Annotated in this window: 17 protein-coding genes and 1 tRNA gene; 2 read left to right on the top strand and 16 right to left on the bottom strand. The window is 61.8% G+C overall.

Annotation, left to right across the window (positions count from 1 at the left end; translation table 11 throughout):
• Window position 1: 1 nt before the first annotated feature.
• The 9 genes from ACM6IT_RS27545 to tssB form a co-directional block, all read right to left on the bottom strand.
• Window positions 2-631 carry a DUF2931 family protein gene (locus tag ACM6IT_RS27545; RefSeq protein ID WP_414919069.1) on the bottom strand — a complete coding sequence of 210 codons (630 nt, stop codon included), beginning with the start codon at window positions 629-631 and terminating at the stop codon, window positions 2-4.
• Window positions 628-4608, bottom strand: a complete 3981-nt coding sequence (vgrG, locus tag ACM6IT_RS27540) for a type VI secretion system tip protein VgrG (protein ID WP_414919068.1) — start codon at window positions 4606-4608, stop codon at window positions 628-630. Before vgrG ends, ACM6IT_RS27545 begins: the two co-directional genes overlap by 4 nt.
• A 2-nt stretch (window positions 4609-4610) precedes the next feature.
• Window positions 4611-7265, bottom strand: coding sequence for a type VI secretion system ATPase TssH (gene tssH, locus ACM6IT_RS27535; RefSeq protein ID WP_414919067.1), 2655 nt, complete (start codon window positions 7263-7265; stop codon window positions 4611-4613).
• Window positions 7266-7410: 145 nt separating this feature from the next.
• Window positions 7411-7902, bottom strand: coding sequence for an Hcp family type VI secretion system effector (locus tag ACM6IT_RS27530; protein WP_414919066.1), 492 nt, complete (start codon window positions 7900-7902; stop codon window positions 7411-7413).
• Window positions 7903-7954: 52 nt separating this feature from the next.
• Complete coding sequence (locus ACM6IT_RS27525) at window positions 7955-9658, bottom strand: OmpA family protein (RefSeq protein WP_414919065.1); 1704 nt, start codon at window positions 9656-9658, stop codon at window positions 7955-7957.
• 7 nt (window positions 9659-9665) lie between these two features.
• Complete coding sequence (gene tssL / locus ACM6IT_RS27520; RefSeq protein ID WP_414919064.1) at window positions 9666-10346, bottom strand: type VI secretion system protein TssL, short form; 681 nt, start codon at window positions 10344-10346, stop codon at window positions 9666-9668.
• Window positions 10343-11698, bottom strand: coding sequence for a type VI secretion system baseplate subunit TssK (gene tssK, locus ACM6IT_RS27515; RefSeq protein ID WP_056724805.1), 1356 nt, complete (start codon window positions 11696-11698; stop codon window positions 10343-10345). Before tssK ends, tssL begins: the two co-directional genes overlap by 4 nt.
• 40 nt (window positions 11699-11738) lie before the next feature.
• Complete coding sequence (gene tssC, locus ACM6IT_RS27510; protein ID WP_056724803.1) at window positions 11739-13277, bottom strand: type VI secretion system contractile sheath large subunit; 1539 nt, start codon at window positions 13275-13277, stop codon at window positions 11739-11741.
• Window positions 13278-13311: 34 nt separating this feature from the next.
• Window positions 13312-13815: a type VI secretion system contractile sheath small subunit gene (gene tssB / locus ACM6IT_RS27505; RefSeq protein ID WP_056724801.1), complete on the bottom strand. Its 504-nt coding sequence runs from the start codon at window positions 13813-13815 to the stop codon at window positions 13312-13314.
• Window positions 13816-14328: 513 nt separating this feature from the next.
• Here tssB and ACM6IT_RS27500 point away from each other — a divergent pair.
• Window positions 14329-15657, top strand: coding sequence for an OprD family porin (locus ACM6IT_RS27500; RefSeq protein WP_414919063.1), 1329 nt, complete (start codon window positions 14329-14331; stop codon window positions 15655-15657).
• Between the two features lie 8 nt (window positions 15658-15665).
• Here ACM6IT_RS27500 and ACM6IT_RS27495 read toward each other — a convergent pair.
• From ACM6IT_RS27495 to fdnG, 7 genes are all read right to left on the bottom strand, one after another.
• Window positions 15666-15761, bottom strand: a tRNA-Sec gene (locus tag ACM6IT_RS27495).
• 19 nt (window positions 15762-15780) lie between these two features.
• Window positions 15781-17688: a selenocysteine-specific translation elongation factor gene (selB, locus tag ACM6IT_RS27490; protein WP_414919062.1), complete on the bottom strand. Its 1908-nt coding sequence runs from the start codon at window positions 17686-17688 to the stop codon at window positions 15781-15783.
• Complete coding sequence (gene selA, locus ACM6IT_RS27485) at window positions 17685-19115, bottom strand: L-seryl-tRNA(Sec) selenium transferase (protein ID WP_056724796.1); 1431 nt, start codon at window positions 19113-19115, stop codon at window positions 17685-17687. Before selA ends, selB begins: the two co-directional genes overlap by 4 nt.
• A gap of 51 nt (window positions 19116-19166) precedes the next feature.
• Window positions 19167-20093, bottom strand: a complete 927-nt coding sequence (fdhE, locus tag ACM6IT_RS27480; RefSeq protein ID WP_056724795.1) for a formate dehydrogenase accessory protein FdhE — start codon at window positions 20091-20093, stop codon at window positions 19167-19169.
• Between the two features lie 3 nt (window positions 20094-20096).
• Window positions 20097-20762 carry a formate dehydrogenase subunit gamma gene (locus ACM6IT_RS27475; protein ID WP_056724793.1) on the bottom strand — a complete coding sequence of 222 codons (666 nt, stop codon included), beginning with the start codon at window positions 20760-20762 and terminating at the stop codon, window positions 20097-20099.
• Window positions 20759-21694, bottom strand: a complete 936-nt coding sequence (fdxH, locus tag ACM6IT_RS27470; RefSeq protein WP_056724791.1) for a formate dehydrogenase subunit beta — start codon at window positions 21692-21694, stop codon at window positions 20759-20761. Before fdxH ends, ACM6IT_RS27475 begins: the two co-directional genes overlap by 4 nt.
• Window positions 21695-24760, bottom strand: a complete 3066-nt coding sequence (gene fdnG, locus ACM6IT_RS27465) for a formate dehydrogenase-N subunit alpha (protein ID WP_414919061.1) — start codon at window positions 24758-24760, stop codon at window positions 21695-21697.
• Between the two features lie 243 nt (window positions 24761-25003).
• Between fdnG and ACM6IT_RS27460 the strand changes: the two genes are divergently transcribed.
• The gene (locus ACM6IT_RS27460) at window positions 25004-26158 is read left to right on the top strand and encodes a MalY/PatB family protein (protein ID WP_414914464.1); all 1155 of its coding nucleotides are present in this window, start codon (window positions 25004-25006) and stop codon (window positions 26156-26158) included.
• Window positions 26159-26264 lie beyond the last annotated feature (106 nt).

Genomic DNA, 26264 nt, shown 5'->3' with positions numbered 1-26264 from the left:
CTTACCAAGTGCCATAGGGAATCCCGTGCTGGTCCACGTAGGCTTTGTTTTCAGCTTCTATGGGCACGTATTGGCCGTTGCTCTTTCCTTTGTAAGGCCCAAGCGGCTCGATCTCGGCCTGAAAGCGTCCAACCTCCTTGAACCCCAGGCATGGCCCACCCACCCAGACCTTGACGATGCCACCGGGAGCCATGCCTAAAGTGATCACTTTTCGAAAGTCGTCCTTCCATTTTTTTGAGCCTTCGCAAAACACCCGTTCGGACTTGACCATCTCATCGCGCACCCACTGCGGGATCCGGATACCGATCTTGTAGGTCTGCGGCTCCACCAGCGATTGCCAGCGCACGAAGATGCGGTCTGGTAGATCGACGTTGTTCACCGGCTTCGTTTTCCCTCCGCCCTTGTGCCAGCCTTCCGCTTTGCCGGTGTAACTGGCCACGCCCCCAAACACATGAAAGAACGCCAGCCCGCGCTGATCGAGCACATCCACGCTCTCGACCCAGACTTCCATGAAGCGTGGCGCGGCCAGGCCGACGTACCAGCTCTGGTAGGGCAACTTGGGCGGTGTGGGACCACCGGCGCAGGCACACAGGCTGAACAATAGGCCGACCAGCAGGCTCAGGCGCTTCATTGCGGATAGCCCTTTTGCGGCTGATGCGGATGGATCTTGCGTGTGCTGTCGGGTGCCGGTTTGTTGATCATCAAACCTTTGTTGGGCGTCCAGTGGGCGGACTGGTGGATATAACGAGCACGCAGCAAGCGTTCCTGCTCGGGGTCGAGGATGACCTCGGTGCCCGACAGTGCATGCCCAAGGATTTGTGCAGCGATCGGTTGCAAATCCGTGGGTAGTGCCAATCCGGGTTGCGCTTCAAGACTTTTGAAGGGCACACCATGGCGCACACCCAGTTCGCGCATCAGGCGCAGGGCAATCAGCGCCAACTCGCCCCGGACCGGGCGGTCCAGAACAATCGCCAGCAGATAGTCGTCCTGGTTGGACTCCAGCTTGCCCCGGGCGGCCGGGGTGAACGGCCAGGCCTTGGCCTCGATGCTGCCGTCGTCGGCCAGACCACTGGACCGCAAGGCCTGCACTTGAGCCAGGGCCTTGGCCCACTGCGGTGAAGACTGCACCGGCTGGTTACGGCGCAGGGTGATACGACCGGGCGGGGTCAACCACAGCCGCTCCCGGGCACGCGGTAAATAACCGCCGCCAATGTCTGAGTGCACCCCGGGCAGACTGATTTGTCGATGATCGTGCAGCACTTCGTTGAGGGAAAAGTTGTGGCGGCACTCATCGCGGGCCTGCAGCTGGACGATCTGACGCGCACAACCGGGTGGCAGGTACAGGTTCACGCCCGGGTTGTGGTCATCGGCCACGTTCAGGTCAATGCCGCCGATGGCTGCAACGGTGTCGAACAGGCCGATCAGGTTGAGGCTGATATCGACCGCCGGGTCGAAGCTGTCGAGCAGGCCGAAGCGGCCTCCCTGCAGCAGATCACCGAATACACCTCGACCCGGTTTGAGCAGTTCGTTGGCACAGTGGCGTGCGGCGGCGGCACCGCGGCTAAAGCCGAAGATGTCGAACTCGACAGCGCGTATGGAAATGCCAGGGTTAGCTTCCTGAAAACTGTCCAACTGCCTCTCCACCAACCCCGGCGCTTGTTCAACCCGCGCCACCACCCCGGTTTCACCCCGCCCCATGCCTTGCCCGAAGAGCGAGTCGCCACCTCCGCTGCGGGTACCGATACCCTCCAGATAGATTTTTACAAAACCAATTTCAGCTCCGGGCGGGAGACCATCGGTGGCGTGATCGGGATACAGCGCAAACAAATGCACCACATTACTCGGCGCATTCCCATAACTGTTATCCGGCGTACGACCAAAACCACTGCCATCAAACTCGTCAAACCCATACTGGTTGCACAACTGAATGATGGACGCCAGATCGCTTTCATCGAACAGTTCCAGATCCTCGCGTCGGCACTGTTCGGTGAGAGCGGCGTTGGCCTGGTTGTTACCGGTGCCATCAAAAAACAGCCCGATGCGCAGGGTGATGCCTTCGAGTTCTTCCTCTTCCTCCTCTTCGTCCATGTCGTAGATCAGCGAGAGTTCTTCAGGAACAGCGGTGTACACCCGTTCGGTGAAACCCTGGCTGTCGGTAGTGCCTTTCCACACGTTGCCGCTGGCGCTGGAGATCTTGTACGGGACGCCGGCCAGGACTTGCTCGCCATCGTTGGCAAAAATCTGGTACTGCTGATCGAACGCCAGCGGCGGATCAAACACCGCCGGCAGCGGCGGCAAGCGCGCCGCCTGCGTGACCTTGGTCGGGACGTACTCCAGAAACGCCGCCTTGATGTTGTGGTCACCCGCCGTGCCGGATTCGATGCCACACGTCTCCAGGGTGATGTAGCTGCCCCCGCCGTTGAGGACGATTTTCTTCTTCGCCGTGATGTGGATTTCATCTTCGGTGCTGGTGATCTCCAACCCGTGCCGTGCGATCAGCTCCAGGCGATCGTTCTGCGCCTGCACCCTCACCGGGCCCTGATTGGCGATCAGCTTGATCCCCAGCTTGCGTACGAACAGGCTCAGGCCCTGGCCGACGCCGATGAACAGGCGCTTGACCACGCTGAGGTCGGCCTCGCCGCCGGCGTTGAGCATCAGGTTGTCTTTTGCCGCCAGTTGCAGGTGCTGGCCGCTGGTCAGGGCGATGCCCTGGGGTGCGCTGAGCAGCAGGACCGCGGCTTTCAGTTCATCGAGTTGCTGGCGCATCAGCGCCAATTGCGCCGCCACATCTGCGGGATCGGCGTTGGCGGCCAAGGCATCGACGGACAGCGTTTGCAGTTGGTCGCCGGCCTGTCGCAGGCGCTCGATCGCCGGGCCCATTTCCAGCACCTGGCCTTGGGCCTTGGTTTGTTCATCGGCACTGATAAACAACCCCTTGCCCGCCCGAATCGCCCCCCAGGCATCGGTGCGCAACTCAAACCCCTCGCCGCGCTTCTGCCGCTCGGCATCCACCACATGCCCGAGGTTGAGCTGGCTCTTGCCGCTGTGTTCGGTGCTGAGCTTGATGTGCTCCTGCCCTCGGGTATCGTCCAGGCGCAGCTTGTTGTTGGCCGGGGTGCGCAGCACGTTGCGCTTTTCGTTGTACATGGTGACGTGGTCGGGGTGCTGGCTGTCGTGCAGGGCGTGGGCGATGTAGGGCCGGTCGGGGTCGCCCTGTTCGAAGGCCACCGCCACTTCGGTGCCGGCGATCAGCGGCAGGTGCAGGCCGTGGGTGTCGCCGGCGTATGCCCGGGCCAGGCGCAGCCAGGTGCTTTCGCGACCGGCGTCCCAGGTGTCGCGGTCGAACAGGAACTGCACCCGGTAGCGGCCCTCGGCGTCGGTATCGGCGTAGGGGTTGTGGGCCTGCGCGCTGGTCACCCGGGCCGGCACGGTGCCGGCGATCAAGGGTTTGGGCGGTACGTCTGGGCGAAAGCACACCGTCTGCGCGTAGGGAATGGCCTGGAAGCTGCACTCGAAGCTGCGGTCGCGGGCGGCGCCGGCCTTGAGCCCGATGATCACCGCCCGCGGCGCGAAGGCCTGGGGCGCGCCGTCGGTGACTTCCAGTACCTGGCCTGGCGCCAGGCGGGCGCTGCTGCTCATGCCGCAAAGGCGGGTGCGGCGGTTGAGGTAACGCTCGTGGCGCAGGCGCGCATAGAAGTAGCCGCTTTCGCACTGCACGTCTTCGGGGAAGGCATGGCGGTCGCCGAGCGCGGTGTAGGGTTCGGCGTAGTGATAGGCCTCGCCGTAGGTGCCCTTGGCGCCGCGCGTCTGGTCGATGTCGCCGTCGAGGTGCGCGCGGGCGTCGCGGTGATGGTAGGCGCGGATATTCACGTGCTGCTCCACCACCTGGTGTTCCGACTGCAGGGCCCAGACGCTGTCCTCACCGCTGCTGCTCAACCCGCAGAGCGGACGCAGCGGCAGTTCGACGTCGAACTGGTAGGCGCGCGGGGAGTCGTGGAATTCGACGACGTCGATACTCAGGCGTTCGTCGCTGGTGAAGCGGTACCAGATGCCGACTTCGGCCAGCAACCTGGCAATGAAGGCCAGGTCGCTTTCGCCGTATTGCATCACCTGCTCGCGCCGGGGGTATTCGCGGTGCAGGTGGAAGAGGAAGTCCTGGCCCCTGAATTCGTGGCGACTGCGCAGGATGTGCTCGACGATTTCCGGCACCGACCGGTGCTGGTAGATCCGGTATTGCCGGCCCCGCGCGAGCAGCGCCAGGCGCGGTTGCAGGGTGACTTCGTAGCGTGCCTCGTCGATGGAAGCGGACAGGCGTTTGAAGCCGCTGATTACCCCGTGCAAGCTGCGCAGCGGCTTGACTTCGGACGGTTCGAAGATCAGCGACGAGACCTTTTCCGGCAGTGCGTGCAGGCTGAAGCTGGCTTGTTGGCCAAGCATGAGTTCGGCGTCGATGTCGAGCTGGCTGGAGGTGAACTCGATGTAGTAGCTGAACGGCTGGCTGAGGTGTTCTTCGCCGTGGAAGGCCAGGACGTCGAGGGGGGCGTCCAGCTCCCGGACCCAGAGTGTGTGGCGGCTGTGGTCGAAGAAAGTGCGCAGTTCGTTGAGCATGTTCAGGCCTCCATGGCGGTATTTGCCGCGCAATCCTGCGTGTTGGAGAACTGCAGGGTGACTCCCTGTTCCTCGCTGTAACCCAGGGTCACACCATGGGTGCTCTGCCCAGCGGCCTGGCGCTGCAACAACTGCTGGCTGAGCACCGGCAGAATCTGCTGGTCAAGCAGGCTGTCGATGTTGCGGGCGCCGGTATCGGGCAACAGGCAGGCGGCGACCAGGGCGTCGTTGAGCGCGGTTTCGATCCGGCAGTCCAGTGCGTAGTGACGCTGCAAGCGTTTGCCGACCTGGGCGAGTTTGATGGCGACGATGCCTTTGAGGGCCTCGGCTTGCAGCGGTCGATAGATCAGCGTCTGAAAGCGGGCCAACAGGGCCGGCTGAAAATGCTCGCGCAAAATGGGTCGCAGCAGTTCGTGCAAGGTGCTGTCCGAGGCTTCGGGTTGTTCTTGCAAGAAACCTTGCAACTCATGACTCCCCAGGTTGGAGGTCATGAGAATGACGGTGTTGCGAAAGTCGATTTCACGGCCTTCGCCGTCGCGCATGCAGCCGCGATCGAACACCTGGTAAAACAGGTCAAGCACGTCACGATGGGCTTTTTCCACCTCGTCGAGCAGCACGACGCTATAGGGTCGTTGGCGTACGGCCTCGGTGAGCACCCCGCCCTGCCCGTAGCCGACGTAGCCGGGCGGCGAGCCCTTGAGCTGGCTGACGGTATGGGCTTCCTGGTATTCAGAGAGATTGATCGTGATCAGTGACTTTTCGCCACCGAACAGGCTGTCTGCCAGGGCCAGGGCCGTTTCGGTCTTGCCGACCCCGCTGGTGCCCACCAGCAGGAACACGCCCAAAGGCGTCTTTTCGTCAGTCAGGCCGGTCTTGGCCGCGCGCAGGCGTTGGGCCATGGCACTGAGGGCATGGGGTTGGCCAATCACCCGCTCGCTGAGTTGCTGTTCCAGCTCCAGCAGACTGGCCTGTTCATCCTTGAGCAGGCTGCCCAGCGGTACGCCGGTCCAGTCGGCGATCACTTCAGCCACGCTGCGCGGGTTTACGTCGAGCAAAAGCAGTGGCTGACTGCCCTGAATCTCGCTCAGTTGTCGCTGCAACCGGGCGCAGTGTTCCATGTTTGGTGGTTCGGTCTGGCGTGCGTCGAGGAGTTGGCGGGTCAGTTCGAGCTCGCTCTGGTATTGCCGCACCAGGTCGATTTGTTCTCGCTGCAATTGCGCGTATTGCTGGGCGATCAGGGCGAGCCGTTGATCGGTGGCGTCGCCGCTCAGTTGCTGATCCTCTTGCCGGGCCTGGCGTTCCAGGTCCAGGGCAGCCATTCGGGCTTTGAGGCGCACCAGCACCTGCGGTTCGCAATCGAGGCTCATGCGTACCCGTGCACTGGCGGTGTCGAGCAGGTCGACGGCCTTGTCCGGCAGTTGACGGCCGGTGAGGTAACGCCGCGACAGGCTGACCGCCGCCTCTACCGCCGCGTCTTCGATGTGCACGCCGTGGTGGCTGGCGTAGCGGGCTTTGAGGCCGCGCAACATGAGGCAGGCACTGGCATCGTCCGGTTCGTCGACCTTGACCCTCTGGAACCGTCGCTCAAGTGCGGCATCGCGCTCAAAGTATTGTTTGTACTCACTCCAGGTGGTGGCCGCGATGGTGCGCAATTCTCCGCGAGCCAGGGCGGGCTTGAGCAGATTTGCCGCATCGGCGCCGCCGGCCTGGTTGCCGGCACCGATCAGGGTGTGGGCTTCGTCGATGAACAGCAGTACCGGGGTTTCTGATTGCTGAACGGCCTCGATGACGTTTTTCAGGCGTTGTTCGAACTCGCCCTTGACCCCGGCTCCGGCTTGCAACAGGCCCAGATCGAGGGTGCGCACGCTGACCGGCTTGAGGCTGTCGGGCACATTGCCCTCGGCAATGCGCAAGGCCAGGCCCTCGACCAGCGCGGTCTTGCCGACCCCCGGTTCCCCCACCAGCAACGGGTTGTTCTTGCGCCGACGACTGAGGATATCGATGACCTGACGGATTTCATCGTCACGCCCGAACACCGGGTCGATGCCTCCCTCCCGGGCCTTGGCGGTCAGGTCCTGGGTGTACTTGTCCAGCACCGCCCTCAATGCATCGCACCGTTGAGCACTCGATGAGTTGTCGAGGATCACCGCCTTGCGATCCAGCGTCTGCTCCTGTTGCAGGTGCGGTCGTTCTTCGGAGTGCTGGTCCAGCAGCGGGAGCAAGTGCTGCAATTGCACCGGACCGAGACTGAGCATCGGCCAGGCCGCTTCACAGACCAGCAGTGTCGGGGTCTCCAGCAGCGCACCGAGCAGATGGGCCGAGCGCAGGCTGTCATTGTCGTCGTCCAGCGATGCACGTAGCCAGGCGTTCTTGATCAATTGCTGTAACTTGCCGCACAGCTGCGGCTTGCCCTGCACGCTGCGCGGCAAGCTGTCGAGATGCTCGAGCAAGCCGTGCCAGAGGGCGTCTATATCCCATTCGTAACGGCGCGCAATAATCGTCAGGTCACCCTCGCCCTGCTCCAGCAGTTTGAGGAGCCAGTGCTCGATGCTGATCTGCCCGTGGGCGCGGCTTTGGCACAACGATGCCGCCGCGCTCAAGGCCTGGGCGCAGTAAGGATTGAGGCGGCGAAGCAAACGGGTGGCGTGATGGGCCATGCGGGGCGTCCTTGTGCTGAGTTCCTGGCGTATTGCCGGTGGTGGGCTTGAAGCTCGATGTGCCGGCTTGAGCGCCCGCTGACAGGCGCTCAAGCCGAAACACTCAAGACCAGCAGGCAGCGTTCTGCCTGCTGGTGTTTTCGCGTCAGGCAGTCTGGCGTTCGTTCCAGGAATCGCTGTGGATGATGTTGCCGTCGACGAAGGTCCAGGTGATTTTTTCGTAGCGCAACTCAACCTCTTCCAAGTGGTTGTAGTGCTGCTTGGAGTGGTCTTTGAGGTCGTGGACCATTGACTTGACTTTCACGACTCTGACGTTTTCCAGTAGCGTCTTGAAGTACTCGGCTTCCTGGCCCTGTACGTTGGTGCGATACCATTTGAACTCGGCACTCTTGAGGGTCTGGCCGGTGCTCACCGCCTTGAACAGGTACGGGCTGGAGGCATCGACTTCCTTGGTGAACCGGTACGCGCTGTGGACCCGAGCGCCGGTCAACTTGCCGGTGTTGTCGTCGGTAGGAATTTGCAAGGCGTGATCCTTGGCGATCACTTCGATGCTGCCCTGGCGCTCTTGTACGTCTACCGAGCCTTTAATGTCCGCGCCGCCATCATCTTTTAGCCAGAGGTGAATGGGAGATGCCATGTGAAGCTCCTTTTTCCAAGAACATGAATGCCGCGTGATGCGACTGGGGTTGTCAGCCCGGTATCGGCGGGGAATGCGAGCAAGCCCCCGCTTCCGGTACCAGGCGAATATCGACTCGACGGTTGGCAGTGCGCCCCGCCTCGGTGTCATTGCTGGCGATCGGCTGCCTGGCGCCGAAACCCTGGACGGCAAAACAACTGTCGGGGAGATCGCCCATGCGTTGCATCCAGTCCCGCACCGACGCCGCGCGGGCCCGGGACAGCAGAAGGTTTTGCGCGTCATTGCCCGACGCATCGGTATGCCCGGCGATGACGATCAGCCATCCCGGCTGGGCCTTGATGTCCACCAGGGCATTGATCAGCACTTTGGTCGAATCCGGCTTGAGCACGGCGCTGCCGCTGTCGAACAGAGACAGGCTGTCCAGACGTACCGCTTTGGCGACTTTTACCGCGAGTGGCGCTGACGGCGGAGTGCGGTGACTGGCAATCGCCGCCAGCACCGGCGCACGCAGTCGGTCGCCGCGATACAGGCCCAAACCCAACTTCAGCGGAGCACCATGACGGTAATGGTTGTCCAGACGCTCGGCGTGCTGGCGAAGCGTCGTCAATGCCGCTTCGCGCTGGACAATCCCGGTCTGGTCGAAAGGGGCCGGTGGCGCCATGGAGGTGTAGCGACGCAGGTCATCGGTGACCTGACGCGCCAGCAACGTGTTCTGCCAGGCTGAACTGGCCAAGGCAATGGCAGTCGCGGCCACAAACAGCCACAGCGCAATCACCCCCGCCCGGCGTATCGGCGTTCGCTGGATACGGATGGGCAGCAATTGCAGCAACGGGTCAGGGAATGGCAGTGGCGCCGCGTCTGCGGTCTGTACCTGCCAGTCGACTGACAGCGACAGCTTGTCGCTCAGCCATTGTTGCCAGAGGTTCCCCGACACGGTCCGGGGCAACACCGGCACCAGCGTGATGGCGATGGCCACTGCGGGACCTATCGAATGGCGGCGGTCACGCGCGGCCAGGTCCGGCAGTACCGCCTCCTCCAGCCAGGCCGCAACGCTGCTCACTTGAACGCCGGCATGCATGCGCGCCATACGCGTGACATCGTCCACTGCCAACTGCTGCCAATCGACCAGGCTGGCATGCATCCCGGCCTCACGGACCTCGGGGCTGGTCTGCCCCGCCTCCCAACTGACCCAGGCCCCCTCGCCCTGCGAAGCTTGCAGGTAACTGACCAGCAACATCGGCAATGCAATCCCGCGTTTGCGAACCAGGGCAACCTGATGACAAAAAGCCCGCACCTGCCCCGCCAGTACGGCGCGGTCGTCATGCTCGCCCGGGTTGGAAACGAACATGACAGCAAGCTGCCCGCCCCATGCCGGCCGACGGGCCAATACGCTGGCTATCAGCTCCGGCAGTTGCATCAGGTCTGGCACCCGCAAGTAGCAACCTTGCCCGGTCTTGCGCAACGCTGGCGAATCACCGGCAACCGCGCCGAACAGACCGTCCAGGCCATCACCACAGACCAATACCACCGGCTGACAATAATCCGCCGGTGGCAGCGTCAGGTTAGCGGCCAGCACCCGTGACCCGGCTTGACGCTTCGCCCGTCGCCCGATCCTGATCCAGACCGCTATGGCAACGCACGCCACGAACAAAACCGCCGTTGCACGTGTCCAGGCCGCCAGCGGGATGATCGCCAGCAATGCCAGGACAAGCGCGCCGGCCCAAAGCCAGAGGAGTCGATTGAGTTTGTACGTCATCGGTGGCTCACGCCTGGCCAGGCTGGAGGTTGGCGATGACACCGCCCAACAGGTGATCGAGCCCCAGCCAGATCCCCGTGAGCAACAACCCTGCCAGCACAACCTGGGCCAGCGGGGAACGCTGCCAACGCCAGCTGCCGGATCGGTAGCCGATGCCCGCTTGTGTCGCTAACCCATGGTTGAGTTGCAGTGGCGGAACCTGCGCATTCAAGGCTGCCAGCAGTTGCAGGCGATCAGGGTCATTCAGCTCGCGATAGCGGCCGCGAAAGCCCAGCATCAATACCCGCTGGAATGCTGTCAGCACCTGCCGGTCCGGTGCGGGCTCGCGCAACACTTCGCGCATGTCTTCATACAGAAACTCACCGGCCTGGTGGCGGCTGAAGAACTTCGCCTGCAAGGGTTCGCTGGCCCAGGAAGCATGATCTTTGCCCTCGGCATAGCCGAGCACGGTTTCATCGAGCAACGCGCATTGGGCGTAGCTGATGTAGTCGATGCTGCGCCGACTCAAACCGGCCTGTTCAAGCGACTGGCGAACGTATTCGATCTGGTCGGCACAACGTAACCACAGCCCCTGGCTGTTTTTTGCTGATCCAGCCTGGCGCAGTTCAACCACCAGCAGGTAGCTGTCCTGCAACAGGACGTCGATGTTCACGGGCGAGCGGGTTTGCTTTTCGGTTTTTCCGTTCATGTGCGCAACACCGCAAACAGTTCAAGCCTGACCTCGACCAATGTGCTCGGCACATACAATGCGCAGACCCCCGCGGCCAGCATCGCCAGCCCCTTGGCATGATTGAGATCAAGGGCAAAGTATTGATTTTCCAGGCGCAACGGAATCGCGGCCGGCACATGGCTGAGCGCCTGCATGGGCACGCCGTCCAGTGCAGCATTGATCAATTGATCCACCTCATCCGGCGTACCGATCTTGCACAGTCGAGGAAACTGGCTCTGCAACTGCGCGGCCGGCAGGCGACAACGCACGGACAGATAGAAGTCCGCGCCGCCAGGCTCACACAAACGAGCGTCGTTGAGACTGACTTGCCAGCGGTTGGCGCCCGTTTCCTGCAACTCCAGGGCGATGACCCGGGACGGAAGGCTGGCTTCCAGCAAGGTGGAAATCATGCTCATCAACGGCGGGAAGACGGTTTCCAGGTGTTCGTGCCGATAGGCAGGAATCAGCTCGATGTCATGTTCCAGCGAAAAGGTCAGCAGGCTTCCAGCCAGCCTGGCCAGTTCCAGATAGACCTGTTCGGGATGGCGCCCCGGATGCGCCTTGAGGTCAGCCAACACGGGTTGATAGCTGTTCAAGGCATTTAGCAGCCAGAACAACGACACATCGGCCACCGCAAAGTCCGCCATGCGCTGATTACTCTCGCGCCGCATGCCCATGAGCCGTTGACGCTTGGCGGCCAACTGGGTCAACAGGTTGTCCAGTTGGGTAAGCAAACCCGGGTGAGCAGCAAAGCTGAGAAGCGGGGGTACGTAGCCCGGGTCGAGCATCCAGGCCCCCTGCCCGTCGCGAATCAGACGGGCAATCGGGCAAGTCAGGTAGTCGGCGTTGTCATCGTTGACCAGGCGCAAGCTCAAGGCATGCTCCAGCACCCCGATCGATTGCACCTCATCGCCAAACACGTCTTGAACCTTGCGCCAGGCCTGACGATAGCGCATCGGTCGATCGGCCCTGCCCCCGTCGAACAGACAGTTGTTGCCATTGCCCTGTTCCAGCGGCAAGGCCAGCAACAGCGTGACGCTCTGACTGTCATCAGGCAGCTGCCGAGCCAACTCCAGTGCAGGAGGCAGGCGATCGACATGATCGGTATCGACCAGGGTACCGTCGGCCATGCGCAAGTGCAGCCGGGTCAGTTTTAACTTGCCCAGGCGCAGTGCCTGCAGATCAACGTCCATTGCTTGTACACCCCAGGGATGTACCAACGACAGGTGCGCAAGGCACTCATTGGTCCAGGCTTCCCAGCGCGCCTGCTGCTGGAATTGCTGCGGAGACAGCAACGCCCCCGCGGCCCACAGGGGGCGGTCGATCTTCATGACAGTCGTTTCCTACGAAATGGCCCGGGTTTGAACAGGCTCAGTTTTTGGCCTTGGGCATCTGCGAAACCAGTGACAGGTTGACGTCCATGCCTTCCACCTGAAAGTGCGGCACGGCGTACAACTTGACGCGGAAGAATCCGGGGTTGTCCTCGATGTCTTCCACCGTCACCTTCGCCTCACGCAGCGGGTGCGAAGCCTGCAAATCGTCGCCGGGGTCGGTCATTTCGGTGACCAGCCCACCGATCCACTTGTTGAGCTCAAGCTCCAGCAAGCGACGATCCTTGGTGGTTCCGATGTTCTCGCGCTGGATCATTTTCAAGTAGTGAGCGATGCGCGACAGGAGGAAAATGTACGGCAAGCGCGAGTTGATACGGCTGTTGGCAGTCGCGTCGGCGGTGTCGTACAGGGCGGGTTTCTGGCTGGAGTTGGCTGAGAAGAAACACGCGTAGTCGCGATTCTTGTAGTACGACAAAGGAATGAAACCGAGGTTGGCGAATTCAAATTCACGCGTCTCGGGAATCATCACCTCCGAGGGGATTTTCACCTGATTGCCGGTGCCCAGGTCGTACAGATGAATCGGCAGGCCGGTGACCGCGCCACCCGACTGTGGGCCGCGGATCTGCACACACCAGCCGTTGCTGATGAAGCTCTTGACCATGTTCGCGGCAAACGCGAACGAGGCATTGGTCCACAGGTACTTGTCGTGGTCTGGCCCCTTGACGCTTTCGATGTAGTTGAAGCTGCGCACCGCAATGGTGTCAGGACCGTAGGGCAAGCGACCGAGCACCCGCGGCATGGTCAGGCCGATGTAGCGGGCATCGTCACTGTCGCGAAAGGCTTTCCACTTGATGTATTCGGCGCGGTCAAAGTAGTTGCCGATGTCCTTGATCGCAGCGACTTCTTCCATCGATTCCTTGCCGAAAAAAGCAGGTCCCACAGAACCTATGAACGGCATGTGTGCTGCGGCCGCCACCTTGGAAACATTGCGCAACAAGGCAACATCCTGAGGGCTGCGGTCGAATTCGTAATTGGAAATGGCTGCAGCGATAGGTTCGCCACCCGGCGTGTCGTATTCCTGGATGTAGCTATGGAAATACAACCCGCTCTGGGCGATTTCCGGTGCGTCTTCGAAGTCCTGGACCAAATGGTCCTTGCTGATATCCAGCAACTCGATGCGAACGTTGCGGCGGAAATCGGTTTGGTCGATCAGCGATTTCACGCCGCGCCAGGTCGACTCGACGCGCTGGAAGTCGGGATGGTGCATGACGGCATCGAGCTGGCGACTGATCTGCTCGTCCAACGATGCAATGTGCTCATCGAGCAGCGCCTTGTCCAGACGCTCGACTTTATGTGAAGACTGCTTGAGCAAGTTCAGGAAAACGCTGACGGCAGCGGTCACGCGCTCATCGGCAGAGGCCTCGGACAATGCTTCATTGTCCTGAAAGGAGTCGAAACCGGCCAACTCCTCTACTGGATTCAGATTGATCTTACTGAACAAAGCGCTATATATACCCTGGCTTTCTTCAGACAACACTGTATCGCCACGCGATTGCGCGGAAGAATGTTCAACGGACATTTAGAGTTTTCCTGTGAAGCGAACCGAAGGGAAATTAACGAACTTCTTTTGGAGCCAGGGCAGCCAGTTCGGCACGCAGTTCGTCACTCAGCGCATCATCCTTGAGGATGCGCTCCAGTTCGTGCCGAAAGGTCGCGTTGTCCAGCAGGTTCGACTTGAGATCGCGCAGCAGGTTGCGCATGGCCAACAGTGCGCGCAACTGCGGAATCTGCCGCGCCACCTGTTCCGGTTCAAAGTCTTTCATGGCCCGGAAACTCAATTCCACAGAGGTGTCGCAGTGGTCATTGACCAGTGTGTTTTCCACCGCCAGCTTCAGGCTTGGTGAATACTCGGACAAAACACTGTCGAAATTATTCTTGTCAATGTTCATTTTGTTTCTTGCGGACAGCGGGCGCTGTTCCTTACCGTTGCTGTAGTCGCCCATCACCATCAACTTAAGCGGCAATTCGACTTTTTTCTGTGCGCCACCCGTGTGCAAATCGAGCTTGATATTAACTCGAGCCTTGGGCACTTCGTTTTGAAAACTACTTGCAGTCATCATTCCTCCTGACACCCGCGCAACTGTAACAACCATCACGAAGATAAATAAGACTGGAATCCAGAACGGCGATCAACTCTATACGCAGAGTTGCCATCCACAGCCCTAAAATTCCTTTCAATGCATAGAAGCCGCAACTCCAAGCGACAACTTTTGTCTCTCTGTCTATAAACGATGAAGCATCTGAAGTTAATTCTCCATCCCCCTCTAGCACTTTCGGAAGTTTCCTACATGACCAATCAGCAAAAGAGAAGTTAATTTGTAGGACTAGAGCGGGATAATCAAATCTGGTTACGCCAACACACAATTTTTGCTAGGAGTAATGGATCTCACTCAGGTCGATCGACACCAGCAACGACCGGCGGGACAAAAGGCATCAAAAGACAGCACACCGACTCAATATTCCCGACCCGATCTACGTAACCATCACGTCCTCACTCCCCCCTAAGGACAGTGTCATGGTCATTGCAAAGGCAGTACCCGGCAAAACCCTGCCCCTGTGGTGACCCATTGATGATCTTTTCCCCGCAAGAATCCAGGGCGGCCATTGCCCTGTGCTGCTGCCTGGTGGCAACCCACGCACTGGCCGAGGAATCGGCGAAAGACAGCGTAGGATTTTTCGAGGGCGCGACCCTTGGCGTGCTCAGCCGAAACTTCTATCTGAACAGCGACTATCGATCGCCCTCGCCATCCGGCAAGAGCTACAAGGCTGAATGGGCTCAAGGTTTTATCAGCGCTTTTGAATCCGGTTTCACGCCGGGTACCGTCGGCTTCGGCCTCGATGCCCATGCCTTTCTGGGGTTGAAACTCGATAGCGGCAAAGGCCATTCCGGGACCGGATTACTGCCCGTGGGCAGTGACGGTCGTAGCGAAAGTAACTACTCCGGCGGTGGCGGCGCGATCAAGCTCAAGACCTCGAACACCACCCTGGCGTTTGGTGAAATGGAGGTCGAAAGCCCGGTGTTCGACACCGCGGACAAACGCCTGCAACCGGAGTACGCCACCGGTTTTCTGCTCGACAGCCGCGAAATCGACGGAATGAACCTGCAGGCCGGCCACTTCACGGCGTTCAAGAATCAGGACAGTGCGTCAGGCAAGGGCAACTTTTTCGGTTATGGCGCCAACACCGAGGCCGGCGGCATTTCGTTTGTCGGCGCCGACCTGTTTACCCAAAGCCCGGTTGGCGGCGCCCTGTACGCTTCGGAGCTCACCGATACCTGGCATCAGTACTACGGCAATCTGCACTTCAAGCAGTCCGAGGTGTTCCTCGACGCCAACCTCTATCACACCCGGGACACCGGTCAGGCGCTGGCCGGTGCCATCGACAATACTGCGTACAGCCTGTCCGGCCGATACACGCTGGGCGCCCATAGTTTCACCCTGGCCTATCAGAAGATCAACGGTGATACGCCGTTCGATTTTGTCGGTGGCGACTCCATCTACCTGGCCAACTCGATCAAATACGCCGACCTCAACGGCGCCCGCGAACGCTCCTGGCAGGCGCGTTACGACCTGGACCTGGCCACCTTCGGGATACCCGGCCTGAAGTTCATGACCCGTTACGTCACCGGCGACCGGATCGATGGCACCCATGCGCCGCAAGGCGGGGCCTACAACCCGTTCGACCCGGCGACCGGCACCTTCGTGCCGCAACAGGGTGATGGGGGCAAACACTGGGAGCGCGACATCGACCTGCACTACGTCGTGCAGTCCGGGGCGGCGAAGGGCTTGTCGTTGCAATTGTCCCATGTGTCGCACCGGGCCAACGCGGCCCAGGCAGGCGACGACATCGACCGGGTGTACGTGGTCATCCAGTACCCGTTGGGCTTCGGGCCGTTCTGACCGGGAAGTGGCGGAAGGCAGCCGGAGTCGAACCTGCCCGGGAACGGATGCCGTCCCCAACCGGGTTTGAAGCCCGGCCGCGCCACCGGGCGCGATTGCCTTCCTTGAAATCATGTCTTTGAATCAGCGCTCTGTGTGCTGGGCCAACGCACTGTCCAGGCGAATCTGCCGGCGATCACCCAAGCGTCGTGTCAGACCGATACGGTCAAAGTACTCCAGTATCTGAATGCTGCGCTTGCGCCCCAGACCCACCGCATCCCGAAATGCCGCCACCTGGATCACCGGGTTGGCGTCCGCCAGCTGCAACAGCATAGCCGTCAATCGGCGAATCATGTTGTCGGGGTAAAACAGATCGCGCACCACCTGGTGCATCAAGCCCAGACGCGCCATCTTGCGTAGCAATGCGCGGACGGTCGCTTCGTCATGCCCCAGGTTACGCACCCAGGGCGGGTCGAATCCGGCCTGTTCGAAAAGCGGCTGCAATTCTAGCCACAGGGCTTCGTCCTCTTCGCTCAAGCGCACCTGATGCCCGGGCAGGTGCAACCACGGTCCGCTGCTGGCGATGTCGCCGCTGGCCAACAACTCGTCGAGCAGGCTGATAAACGTTGGGCGTTCCAAAGTACTGCCGGTGAATCGGCGCAGGCGGTCCCGATCCGGGCCCATCTGGTCCGGTTCGAGTTCATGGAAACGCGCGAGTTGCTCCACTAAAGGCGATTTCAAGGCTTCCCAACGGCTGGCACTGAACAGCAATGGGCCTTGGCGGGTATCGATCAGGCGCACGTCAGCGGGCAACACCCAACTGCTGCGCGGTCGGTTGAACTGTCGCGCCAGGCGCTGCGGATCGAGCCCTGTGTCGCTATTGGCCAGCAATGCCGGCAAAACATCCTCCAGCGTTGCGCTGTTCACCAATGCATGCAGCTGCGCCAATCGTTCGGGGCTGCGGCGTTGCCGAGTGGGAGCAAACGGGTCGAGCACCCGGCCGCCGCCAAGGGTGCGTTGGGCACTCTGGTCGCGCAGGATCAGCGGATCGCCTTTCACCGCATGCACCGGTGTATTGAGCAGCAGTTGCGCCAGCATCCGCTCACCCGGTGCCAGGCTGGCGCCTTCGAGCAAGGCGACTCGACCGGTGACGTCCTGGGTGCCGAGGTGTACGTGCACCGGTTGAAAATGCTCGAAGGCGCGGGGTTCGGTGGCTAGCAACTGCATGTCGATGTCCAGGCGCTGGGTGGGCGCATACAGGGCTTCGGCGAGTAACCAATGGCCGCGATGGATATGCTCCAGGGCCAGCCGTTCGGCACTCAGGTTCAACGCCACGCGCTGGCCGGCCAAGGCGTGGCCGGCGGCCTGGTTTTGCGCGTGCAGGCCGCGAACGCGCACCGGTTTGCCTTGTGGCCCCAACAGCAGGGTATCGCCCACCGCGACCTGGCCGGACAGCGCCGTGCCGGTGACTACGATACCGGCCCCGGCCACGCTGAAGGCCCGGTCGATCGCCAGGCGAAAACCACCTTCGGTGCTGCGCTGCTGCACTCCGCGCTGGGCTTGCAGCAATTGTTGGCGCAGGGTTTCGATGCCCTCGCCCGTCAGGCTCGACAGCGCAATCAGCAGTGCATCGGCATACGGCCCGGGCGCCAACAAGGTGCGGACCTGGTCGCGCACCTCCTGTACCCGGGCGCTGTCGACCCGGTCGCACTTGCTGATCGCCACCAGTGCCCGAGGGATACCCAATAGCTGGACAATCGCCAGGTGCTCGCGGGTCTGCGGCATCACCCCGTCATCGGCGGCCACCACCAGCAACACCAGATCGATGCCCTGCGCCCCGGCCAGCATGTTGTGGGTGAAGCGCTCATGGCCGGGAACGTCGATGAAACCGGTCAGCGGCGCATCCGTCTCCAGCGCGGCATACAGGTAGCCGAGGTCGATGGTCATGCCGCGCTCGCGCTCTTCGCGGCGACGGTCACCCGCCTGACCGGTCAACGCCTGGAGCAGCGCCGTCTTGCCATGGTCGATGTGCCCTGCGGTGCCGACAATCACCCTGCCCGGCCCTCCACCTGTAATTGATCGAGCTGCGCCAGCCATGCCGGTTCGTCGTCCAGTTGCCGCAGGTCCAGCCACAGGGCGTCATCGTCGATGCGCCCCAGGACCGCAATCGGCAAGGCGCGAAAGGCCTCTTCCAGCGTCAACAGCGAACGCCCGCGCAAGCGCTTGGAGGTCAGCGGGCGCAGACACAGCGCGGCGCTGGCCAGCCGCGCCACCGGTTGGCTGCCGCTGCCGATCATACCCAGCGCCGGCATGGCACTGACGCTCCAGCCGTCACCCAGCACCTGGGCCAGCCACGGTCGCAAACGCTCGGCCTGGGCGAGGATATCGGCCTGTGGCCGAGTCAGCAGGCGCAGGCTCGGCAAACGCTCGGCCAACCGGTCCGGATTGCGGTACAAACCCAGCACCGCTTCCAGGGCGGCCAGGGTCATCTTGTCGACGCGCAGCGCCCGCTTGAGGGGATTTTTCTTGATCCTGGCGATCAGTTCCTTGCGGCCGACAATCACCCCGGCCTGTGGCCCGCCGAGCAGTTTGTCGCCACTGAAGGTGACGATGTCCGCGCCATCGAGCAGGGCCTGGCGCACTGTCGGCTCCGGCGGCAAGCCCCAGCGGGACAAGTCCAGCAGACTGCCGCTGCCGAGGTCTTCAAGCAGAGGCAAACCGTGCAGATGGGCCAGTTGCGCCAGTTCGGCAGTCGGCACGCTGGTGGTGAACCCTTGAATGCTGTAGTTGCTCGCATGCACGCGCATGATCAAGCCGCTGCGCGGGCCGATGGCAGCCTCGTAGTCGCGGGCATGGGTGCGATTGGTGGTGCCGACCTCAATCAGCTTCACTCCGGCGCGGGCCATGATATCGGGGATGCGGAAGGCGCCGCCGATTTCAATCAGTTCGCCCCGGGAGATAATCCCTTCCTTGCGCGCGCCCAGGCTGTTGAGGGTCAGGAGCACCGCCGCGGCATTGTTGTTGACCACGGTCACTGCTTCGGCGCCGGTCAACTCGCGAATCAAATTTTCGATCAGGTCGTCGCGGTCTCCGCGCTTGCCGCTATGCAGGTCGAACTCGAGGTTGAGCGGATAGCGCGCGGCCATTTGCACCGCTTCAATCGCCTCCTCTGGCAACAGCGCCCGGCCGAGGTTGGTGTGCAAGACCGTGCCGGTGAGGTTGAACACCCGGCGCACATGGCTGCGATGCTGGGTTGCCAGTCGCTCGCCGACCCTGCCCGCCAGTACATCAGGGCTGACTTCAACAGCTTCGAGCAAACCCTGTCGTACCCCTTCGCGCAATTCATCCAGCAATAACCGCAAGGTGGTCAGCAAGGCCTCGCGCCCATAGCGCTCGGCCAACGGCTGGCACGCCGGGTGGCGCAACAGACTGTCGATGGAAGGTAGACGCAGGGGTTGGCTGGCACTGCGTGCAGACATCTGGCGCTCCTGATAACGAATGACCCTCGCGCCAGAGTGTAGACGCTGCGGTTACTCGTCTCCCGGCGCCAGCAACAGATTGGGTGCCAGACGCTGATAACCGTCCTGGGCCAGGCGCATGTCGAGCATCAGGCTGGACAGGTCGGCCGACAACGCTTCGGCGTGCGCATCGTTCTCCAGATAAAGCAACTTCAGATAGCTGTTGCAACCAGGGCAGACTTCGGCGCGCAACGGCGCCTGGTTGGCGGCATGGCGATCATCTTCAAGGCTGAGGTATTCCAGGCCCTTGCTCTGCTCGCAATACACGCACTTGACCCGCACCACATGCCACTCGCAGGCGCACAGCGAACAGACCAGGTAACGCAAACCGTTATGCTTGCCGCGATGGCGGATGACCCCGGCCATGGCCGGCGAGCCACAGGCCGGGCACTGGCTGAGGCTGTCGCCGGCGGTCAGCGAGAGGTTTGGCGTACTCAACAGCCAGTGGCTCCAGGCCGTTTGCAGCGCCGCACCGAGAAACGGCACCAGCGCGGCCGGCACCAGCGAATACTGGCCGCTGACCAGTGCCACCGCCCAGGCACGACGCTGCCCGGCACCGGCCAGGCGCAAGCTGTCCACGGCATCGGCCACCGCGGATTGGGGCGGTGCGTTATAGCGCTGCAACAAGGCATCGAGGTAAAGCTGCCAATCGTCTTCGCGCGCCAGGCTATCGGCCGCGAACGGCGGCAAGCCATGTTGCTGGCACAACTCGATGCGTTGTCGGTCGAGGGGTTCGCTTGAGGGCGGGTCGTCCAGTACCTGTTGCTGCACCCGGCACAACCCGGCAATCAGGCGCAGGTAGTCGGCCAGCGGGTGCCCTTTGGCCAGCATTTCCAGGCGCTGGGCACGCAGGTTGAACAGGTTGGGCGGTGGCATGTACAGAAACGGCGGCGAACTGGCCGCCGCTTCGATTTCTCCAGGTTCCAGGATGGTTGGCAAAGGTCAGCCCTTTTTAGTGATCGGTCGCTCGGGCGCTTCGTCGCGGGTCTCATCTTGAGTCACTTGGCGATACCAGAGTTCGTGGTGTTTCCTGGCCCAGTCGCGGCTGACCCTGCCGTGCAACATGGCGCTGACCGAGCCCTTGATCCAGATGCCAGCATAGATGTGCACGATGATGCTCAGGATCAGCACAAAACCGGCCAGCGCATGCAGCAACATCGCCCAGCGTATCGCGGTGATGCCGAAATACTCGCTGAAGTACGCACGCCAGATCACCAGCCCGCTGAACAACAGCACCAGCATGCACAGCAGTAAAGTCCAGAACAGCAGCTTCTGCCCGGGGTTGTATTTGCCGATGGGCGGGACGCCCTCCTCCTCATTTTTCATCACCCGGTCGATGCGCCTTAGCCATAGGCGATCATTGGCGATGAAGTAGTTGGCGCGCCAGAAGCGCAACACCAGTGCGAGGAACAGCACGAACATCAGTATGCCCATGAACGGGTGCAGGATACGTGTCCATGGCCCGCCGCCGAACAGGTTGCTCAGCCAGAACAGCGCCGGGTGGAACAGCGCCAGCCCGGACAGCCCGGCCATGAGGAACAGAATCGCCACCAGCCAGTGATTGGTGCGCTGGTTGCTGGTGTAGCGCAGGATCGTCTTGTTGCTCATGGCCTGCCCTCCCCACGGGGATCGAAGGTGTGCACCGACGGGTCGACTTCATGCACGGCGGTGTCCGGCGGCTGCGGATGTTCATCCTCTTCGACGATTTGCGGGCCGACACGCACGTAGTGGAAGAACCCGGCCACCACCGCCGCGCCCATGGCCAGCAGCGCCAGGGGTTTGCTGATGCCTTTCCACAGCCCCACCAACGGACTGATCGCCGGGTGATCGGGCAAGCCGGCGTACAGCCTTGGCGTATCGGCGTGGTGCAACACGTACATCACGTGGGTACCGCCGACGCCTTCGGGGTCGTACAGGCCGGCGTTTTCAAAGCCCCGGCTCTTGAGGTCGACGATACGCTCGGCCGCATGTTCCTTCATGTCGTCCTTGGTCCCGAACACGATGGCGCCGGTCGGGCAGGTTTTCACGCAGGCCGGTTCCAGCCCTACCGCCACCCGGTCCGAGCACAAGGTGCATTTGTAGGCCTTGTGATCCTTTTGCGAGATCCGTGGAATGTTGAACGGACACCCGGTGATGCAATAGCCGCAACCGATGCAATGATCCTGATCGAAATCGACGATGCCATTGGCGTGCTTGATGATCGCCCCCGGGCTGGGGCATGCCGCCAGGCAACCGGGTTCGGCGCAGTGCATGCAGCCATCCTTGCGGATCAACCATTCCAGGTTACCGGCGTCGGTCTCGTGCTCGGTGAAGCGCATCAACGTCCAGGTTTCGGCGGTGAGGTCCTGCGGGTTGTCGTAGGTGCCATGGTTGTGACCGACTTCGTCACGCAGTTCGTTCCATTCCGAACAGGCGACCTGGCAGGCCTTGCAGCCGATGCATTTGGTGGTGTCGATCAGCTTGGCGACTTCCTCCTGGTTGCGCACCGAAGGCGGGACTGTGGTGGTGGCCGAACGGGCGATGATGTCTTGGCTGGCCATTTAGACTTTCTCCACGTTGACCAGGAATGACTTGGATTCCGGGGTCTGGGTGTTGCCATCGCCGAGGAACGGCACCAGGGTGTTGGTCAGGTAGCCGTGGCGCGTGAGGCCGGTGAAGCCCCAGTGCAACGGAATGCCGATCTGGTGCACCACCTGGTTGTTGACCTGCAGCGGACGAATCCGCTTGGTTACCACCGCCACCGCTTCGATGAAGCCGCGCTTACTGCTGACTCGCACCCGGTCGCCGGCGACGATGCCTTTTTCCTTGGCCAGCACTTCACCGATCTCGACGAATTGCTCCGGTTGGGTAATCGCGTTGAGCTTGCAATGCTTGCTCCAGAAGTGGAAATGCTCGGTCAGCCGGTAACTGGTGGCGGCGTATGGGTAATCCTTGGCCACGCCGAGGGAATCCCACACCGAATCGAAGATCCGTGCCGCCGGGTTGCTGGTGGCTTTCTTGTTTTGCGGGTGCAGCGGGTTGATGCCGATCGGTGTCTCGAATGGCTCGTAGTGTTCGGGGAACGGGCCTTCGTTCATCTTGTCGACGGCGAAGAATCGCGCCACGCCCTCGGGATTCATGATGAACGGATTCATCCCCGCTTCCGGCGGCACGTCGGCCTTGTAGTCCGGCACATCGGTGCCGCCCCAGGTTTTGCCGTTCCACCACACCAGGCGTTTTTTCGGATCCCACGGTTTGCCTTGCAGGTCCGCCGAGGCGCGGTTGTAGAGAATCCGCCGGTTGGCCGGCCAGGCCCAGGCCCAACCTTGATGCTGGTGCATGCCGAACGGATCGTTGTTGTCGCGGCGGGCCATCTGGTTGCCCAGTTCGGTCCAGCTGCCACAGAAAATCCAGCAGCCGGACGCCGTGCTGCCGTCATCCTTGAGCTGGCCAAACCCGGCCAGTTGCGCATTGGCCTTGATCGCCGCGCCTGTGGCGTCGGTGAAGTCAGCAGTGGCGGAGCCGTTGATTTCCTTGGCCAGCTCTTCCGGCGAAGGTTCCTCGGGGATCTTGTACGGCCACGACAACTTGAGCATCGGATCTGGGTATTTGCCGCCATTGGCCTGGTAGCGCTGGCGCAGGCGCAGGAACAGCTCGCTCATGATGCGGATGTCGGTGCGCGCTTCGCCGGGGCCATCCGCGCCCTTCCAGTGCCATTGCAACCAGCGGCTGCTGTTGACCAGCGAACCGTCCTCTTCGGCAAAACAGGTGGTGGGCAGGCGAATGACTTCGGTCTGGATGTCGGCGCTGTTCACGTCATTGTACGGCCCGACCTTATGCCAGAACTCCGAGGTCTCGGTGGCCAGCGGATCCATCACCACCAGCCACTTCAACTTCGCCAATGCCACCATCACCCGGTTCTTGTCGGGTAATGCGGCAATGGGATTGAAGCCCTGGCACATGTAGCCGTTGACCTTGCCCTGGCCCATCAGGTCGAACACCTTGAGGATGTCGTACTGGGGAATATCCAGTTTTGGCAGGTAGTCGTAGGCCCAGTTGTTCTCGGCCGTGGCGTTGGCGCCGTACCAGGCTTTCATCAGGCTGACGTGGAATTTGCCGTAGTTCTGCCAGTAGGACAGTTGCCCCGGGCGCAACGGTTTTTGCGTGCGTTTGACGATGTAGGCGTTGTAATCCTGATCGGCATCGCCGGGCAGCGTGAGGTAGCCCGGCAATGAGTTGGACAACAAGCCCAAGTCCGTCAGCCCCTGGATGTTGGAATGCCCGCGCAAGGCATTCACGCCGCCGCCCGGCATACCGACGTTGCCCAGCAGCAGTTGCACCATCGCCGCGCTGCGAATCATCTGCGCGCCAGTCGAGTGCTGGGTCCAGCCCAGGGCATAGAGGATGGTCATGGTCTTGCCCGGCGTCGAGCAGGTGGCGATTTCCTCCCAGATTTTCTGCATGGCGTCGACCGGCATGCCGCAGATCTGGCTCGCCAGTTCCCTGGTGTAGCGGCTGTAATGCTGCTTCATCAATTGATAGACGCAACGTGGGTCCTGCAGGGTCGGGTCGACCTTGGCAAAACCGTCTTCACCAAGTTCATAGCCCCAGCCGGACTTGTCGGTGTAGAGACGCTTGGCCGCGTCGTAGCCGCTGAAAATCCCGTCCTCGAAGCCATAGCCGGCTTTGACGATGAACGACACGTCGGTGTAGTTGCGCACGTACTCGTGCTGGATCTTGTCCTCGGTCAGCAGGTAATTGATCAGCCCGCCCATGAAGGCAATGTCGGTGCCGGTGCGGATCGGCGCGTAATAGTCGGCCACCGAGGCGGTCCGGGTAAAACGCGGGTCGACCACGATCAGCCGCGCCTTGTTGTGCGCCTTGGCTTCGGTCACCCATTTGAAGCCGCACGGATGCGCTTCTGCTGCGTTGCCGCCCATCACCAGAACCAGATTCGCGTTGGCGATATCGGTCCAGGTATTGGTCATGGCACCACGGCCGTACGTCGGGGCAAGACTTGCCACCGTCGGGCCGTGTCAGACACGCGCCTGGTTATCGAACCCCAGCATGCCGAGACTGCGCACCACTTTGTGGGTGATGTAGCCGGCTTCGTTGGACGCCGCCGATGCCGCGAGGAAACCGGTGGTCAGCCAGCGGTTCACCGTTTGGCCCTGGGCATTCTTCTCTATGAAGTTGGCGTCGCGGTCGGCCTTCATCAGGTCGGCGACTCTATCCAGTGCTTCATCCCAGGAGATGCGGGTCCATTCGGTGCTGCCGGGTTTGCGCACCTGCGGGTATTGCAGGCGACCGGGGCTGTGAATGAAGTCCAGCAGGCCCGCGCCTTTGGGGCACAGGGTGCCGCGGTTGACCGGGTGGTCGGCGTCACCTTCGATGTGGATGATGTTTTGCGCGACATTCTTCGCCGCATCGCCCTGGCTGTACATGATCAAGCCGCAACCGACCGAGCAATACGGACAGGTGTTGCGGGTTTCATGGGTGTGGGCGAGCTTGAAGTGACGCACCTGTTCGGCAAAGGCAACCGTCGGGGCCATGCCCAACGCGCCCAGGCTAGAGCCTGCAAGGCCGATACCGGCGACCTTGAAGAACTGACGACGGCTGAGATCCATCGTGCACTCCTGATCAGGTGGAACCCGGTACATGGCCGGGCCTTTTTGAACAACCACGGTCGCGGCAGCCTGGCTGCCGACACTTGAACTTTAGTCAATGCTGTCGAAATCACCACGACAGCCGACCGTCGGGCGATTCCCCGATGCGAGCCAAGGCACACAACCTGTGGGAGCAAGCTCGCTCCCACAGGGCTTGGCGTTTATCATGGTCAGCATTCCAACCCAGCTTTCATGAGACTACGCATGACTTTCGATTTTGATCAGGTGTTCGACCGCCACCACACCGGCAGTACCAAGTGGAGCCGCTACCCGGCCGACGTGTTGCCGATGTGGGTCGCCGACATGGACTTCGCCGCACCGCCGGTGATCATCCAGGCCCTGCAAAAGCGACTGGAGCACCCGATGGTCGGCTACAGCGTGGCCCAGGATGACCTGCGCGAGGCGATCGTCGCCGACCTCTGGAACAAATACGCCTGGCGCGTCGAGCCCCAGGAGCTGATTTTCCTGCCGGGCGTCGAGTCCGGTTTCAACATGGCGCTCAAGGCACTGGTGCAGGCGCCACAGAATGTCGTGGTGCAGGTGCCGAACTACCCTCCGCTGCGCCATGCGCCCGGGCATTGGGGCCTGAACAAGGTCGAACTGAATTTCGATGCGCAAGCCGACGGCACCTACACCACGCCGCTGGACACCCTGAGCCAGTCGCTGCAAGGCGGTGGCGCGCTGCTGCTGAGCAACCCGCACAACCCGCTGGGCAAGGCCTTCCCCCGCGCAGAGCTGCAAGCCATTGCCGACATTTGCCTTGAGCACGGTGCCTGGATCATTTCCGATGAGATCCACGCCGAGTTGTGCTTCGACGGCCGCCAGCACATTCCGATGGCGACCCTGAGCCCGCAAGTCGCCCAGCGCACCATCACGCTGATGTCGGCGAGCAAGGCCTACAACATCGCCGGCCTGAAGACCTCGTTCATGATCATCCAGGACCGCCACCTGCGCGAGAAGGTCAACCACGCCCGTTGCGGCATGGTCGACAGCGTCAATCCGCTGGGCATGGAAGCCACCCGCGTCGCCTACAGCGAAGCCGCGCCATGGCTGGCCGAGCTGAAGGTCTACCTGCAAGGCAACCGCGATTTTCTCGCCGAGGCCGTGCGCACCCGCCTGCCGGGCATCACCATGAACCTGCCGCAAAGCACCTACCTGGCATGGCTCGACTGCACGGCACTGGGGCTGGACGACCCGCAGCAGTTCTTCCTCGAACAGGCCAAGGTCGGTTTGAGCGCCGGCCTGGACTTCGGCGACGACTGCAAGCAGTTCGTACGCCTGAACTTCGGCTGCCCACGGTCGTTGCTGGAAGAAGGCATATCGCGGATGGAGCGCAGCTTGCGCCATCTCAAGGCCTGATAACGTCCCCTGTGGGAGCAGGCTCGCTCCTACAGGTAATAATTGAACCGACGTAGCCCTCCAATGCTCAACAGCCTATAGCCCTGCACTGGCGGTTGTTTCGAGA

Source organism: Pseudomonas sp. IT-P4 (assembly GCF_949767755.1).
GTDB lineage: Bacteria > Pseudomonadota > Gammaproteobacteria > Pseudomonadales > Pseudomonadaceae > Aquipseudomonas > Aquipseudomonas monachiensis.
The sequence above is the reverse complement of the archived record's forward strand: the minus strand, read 5'-3'. Positions and strand labels throughout refer to the sequence as shown.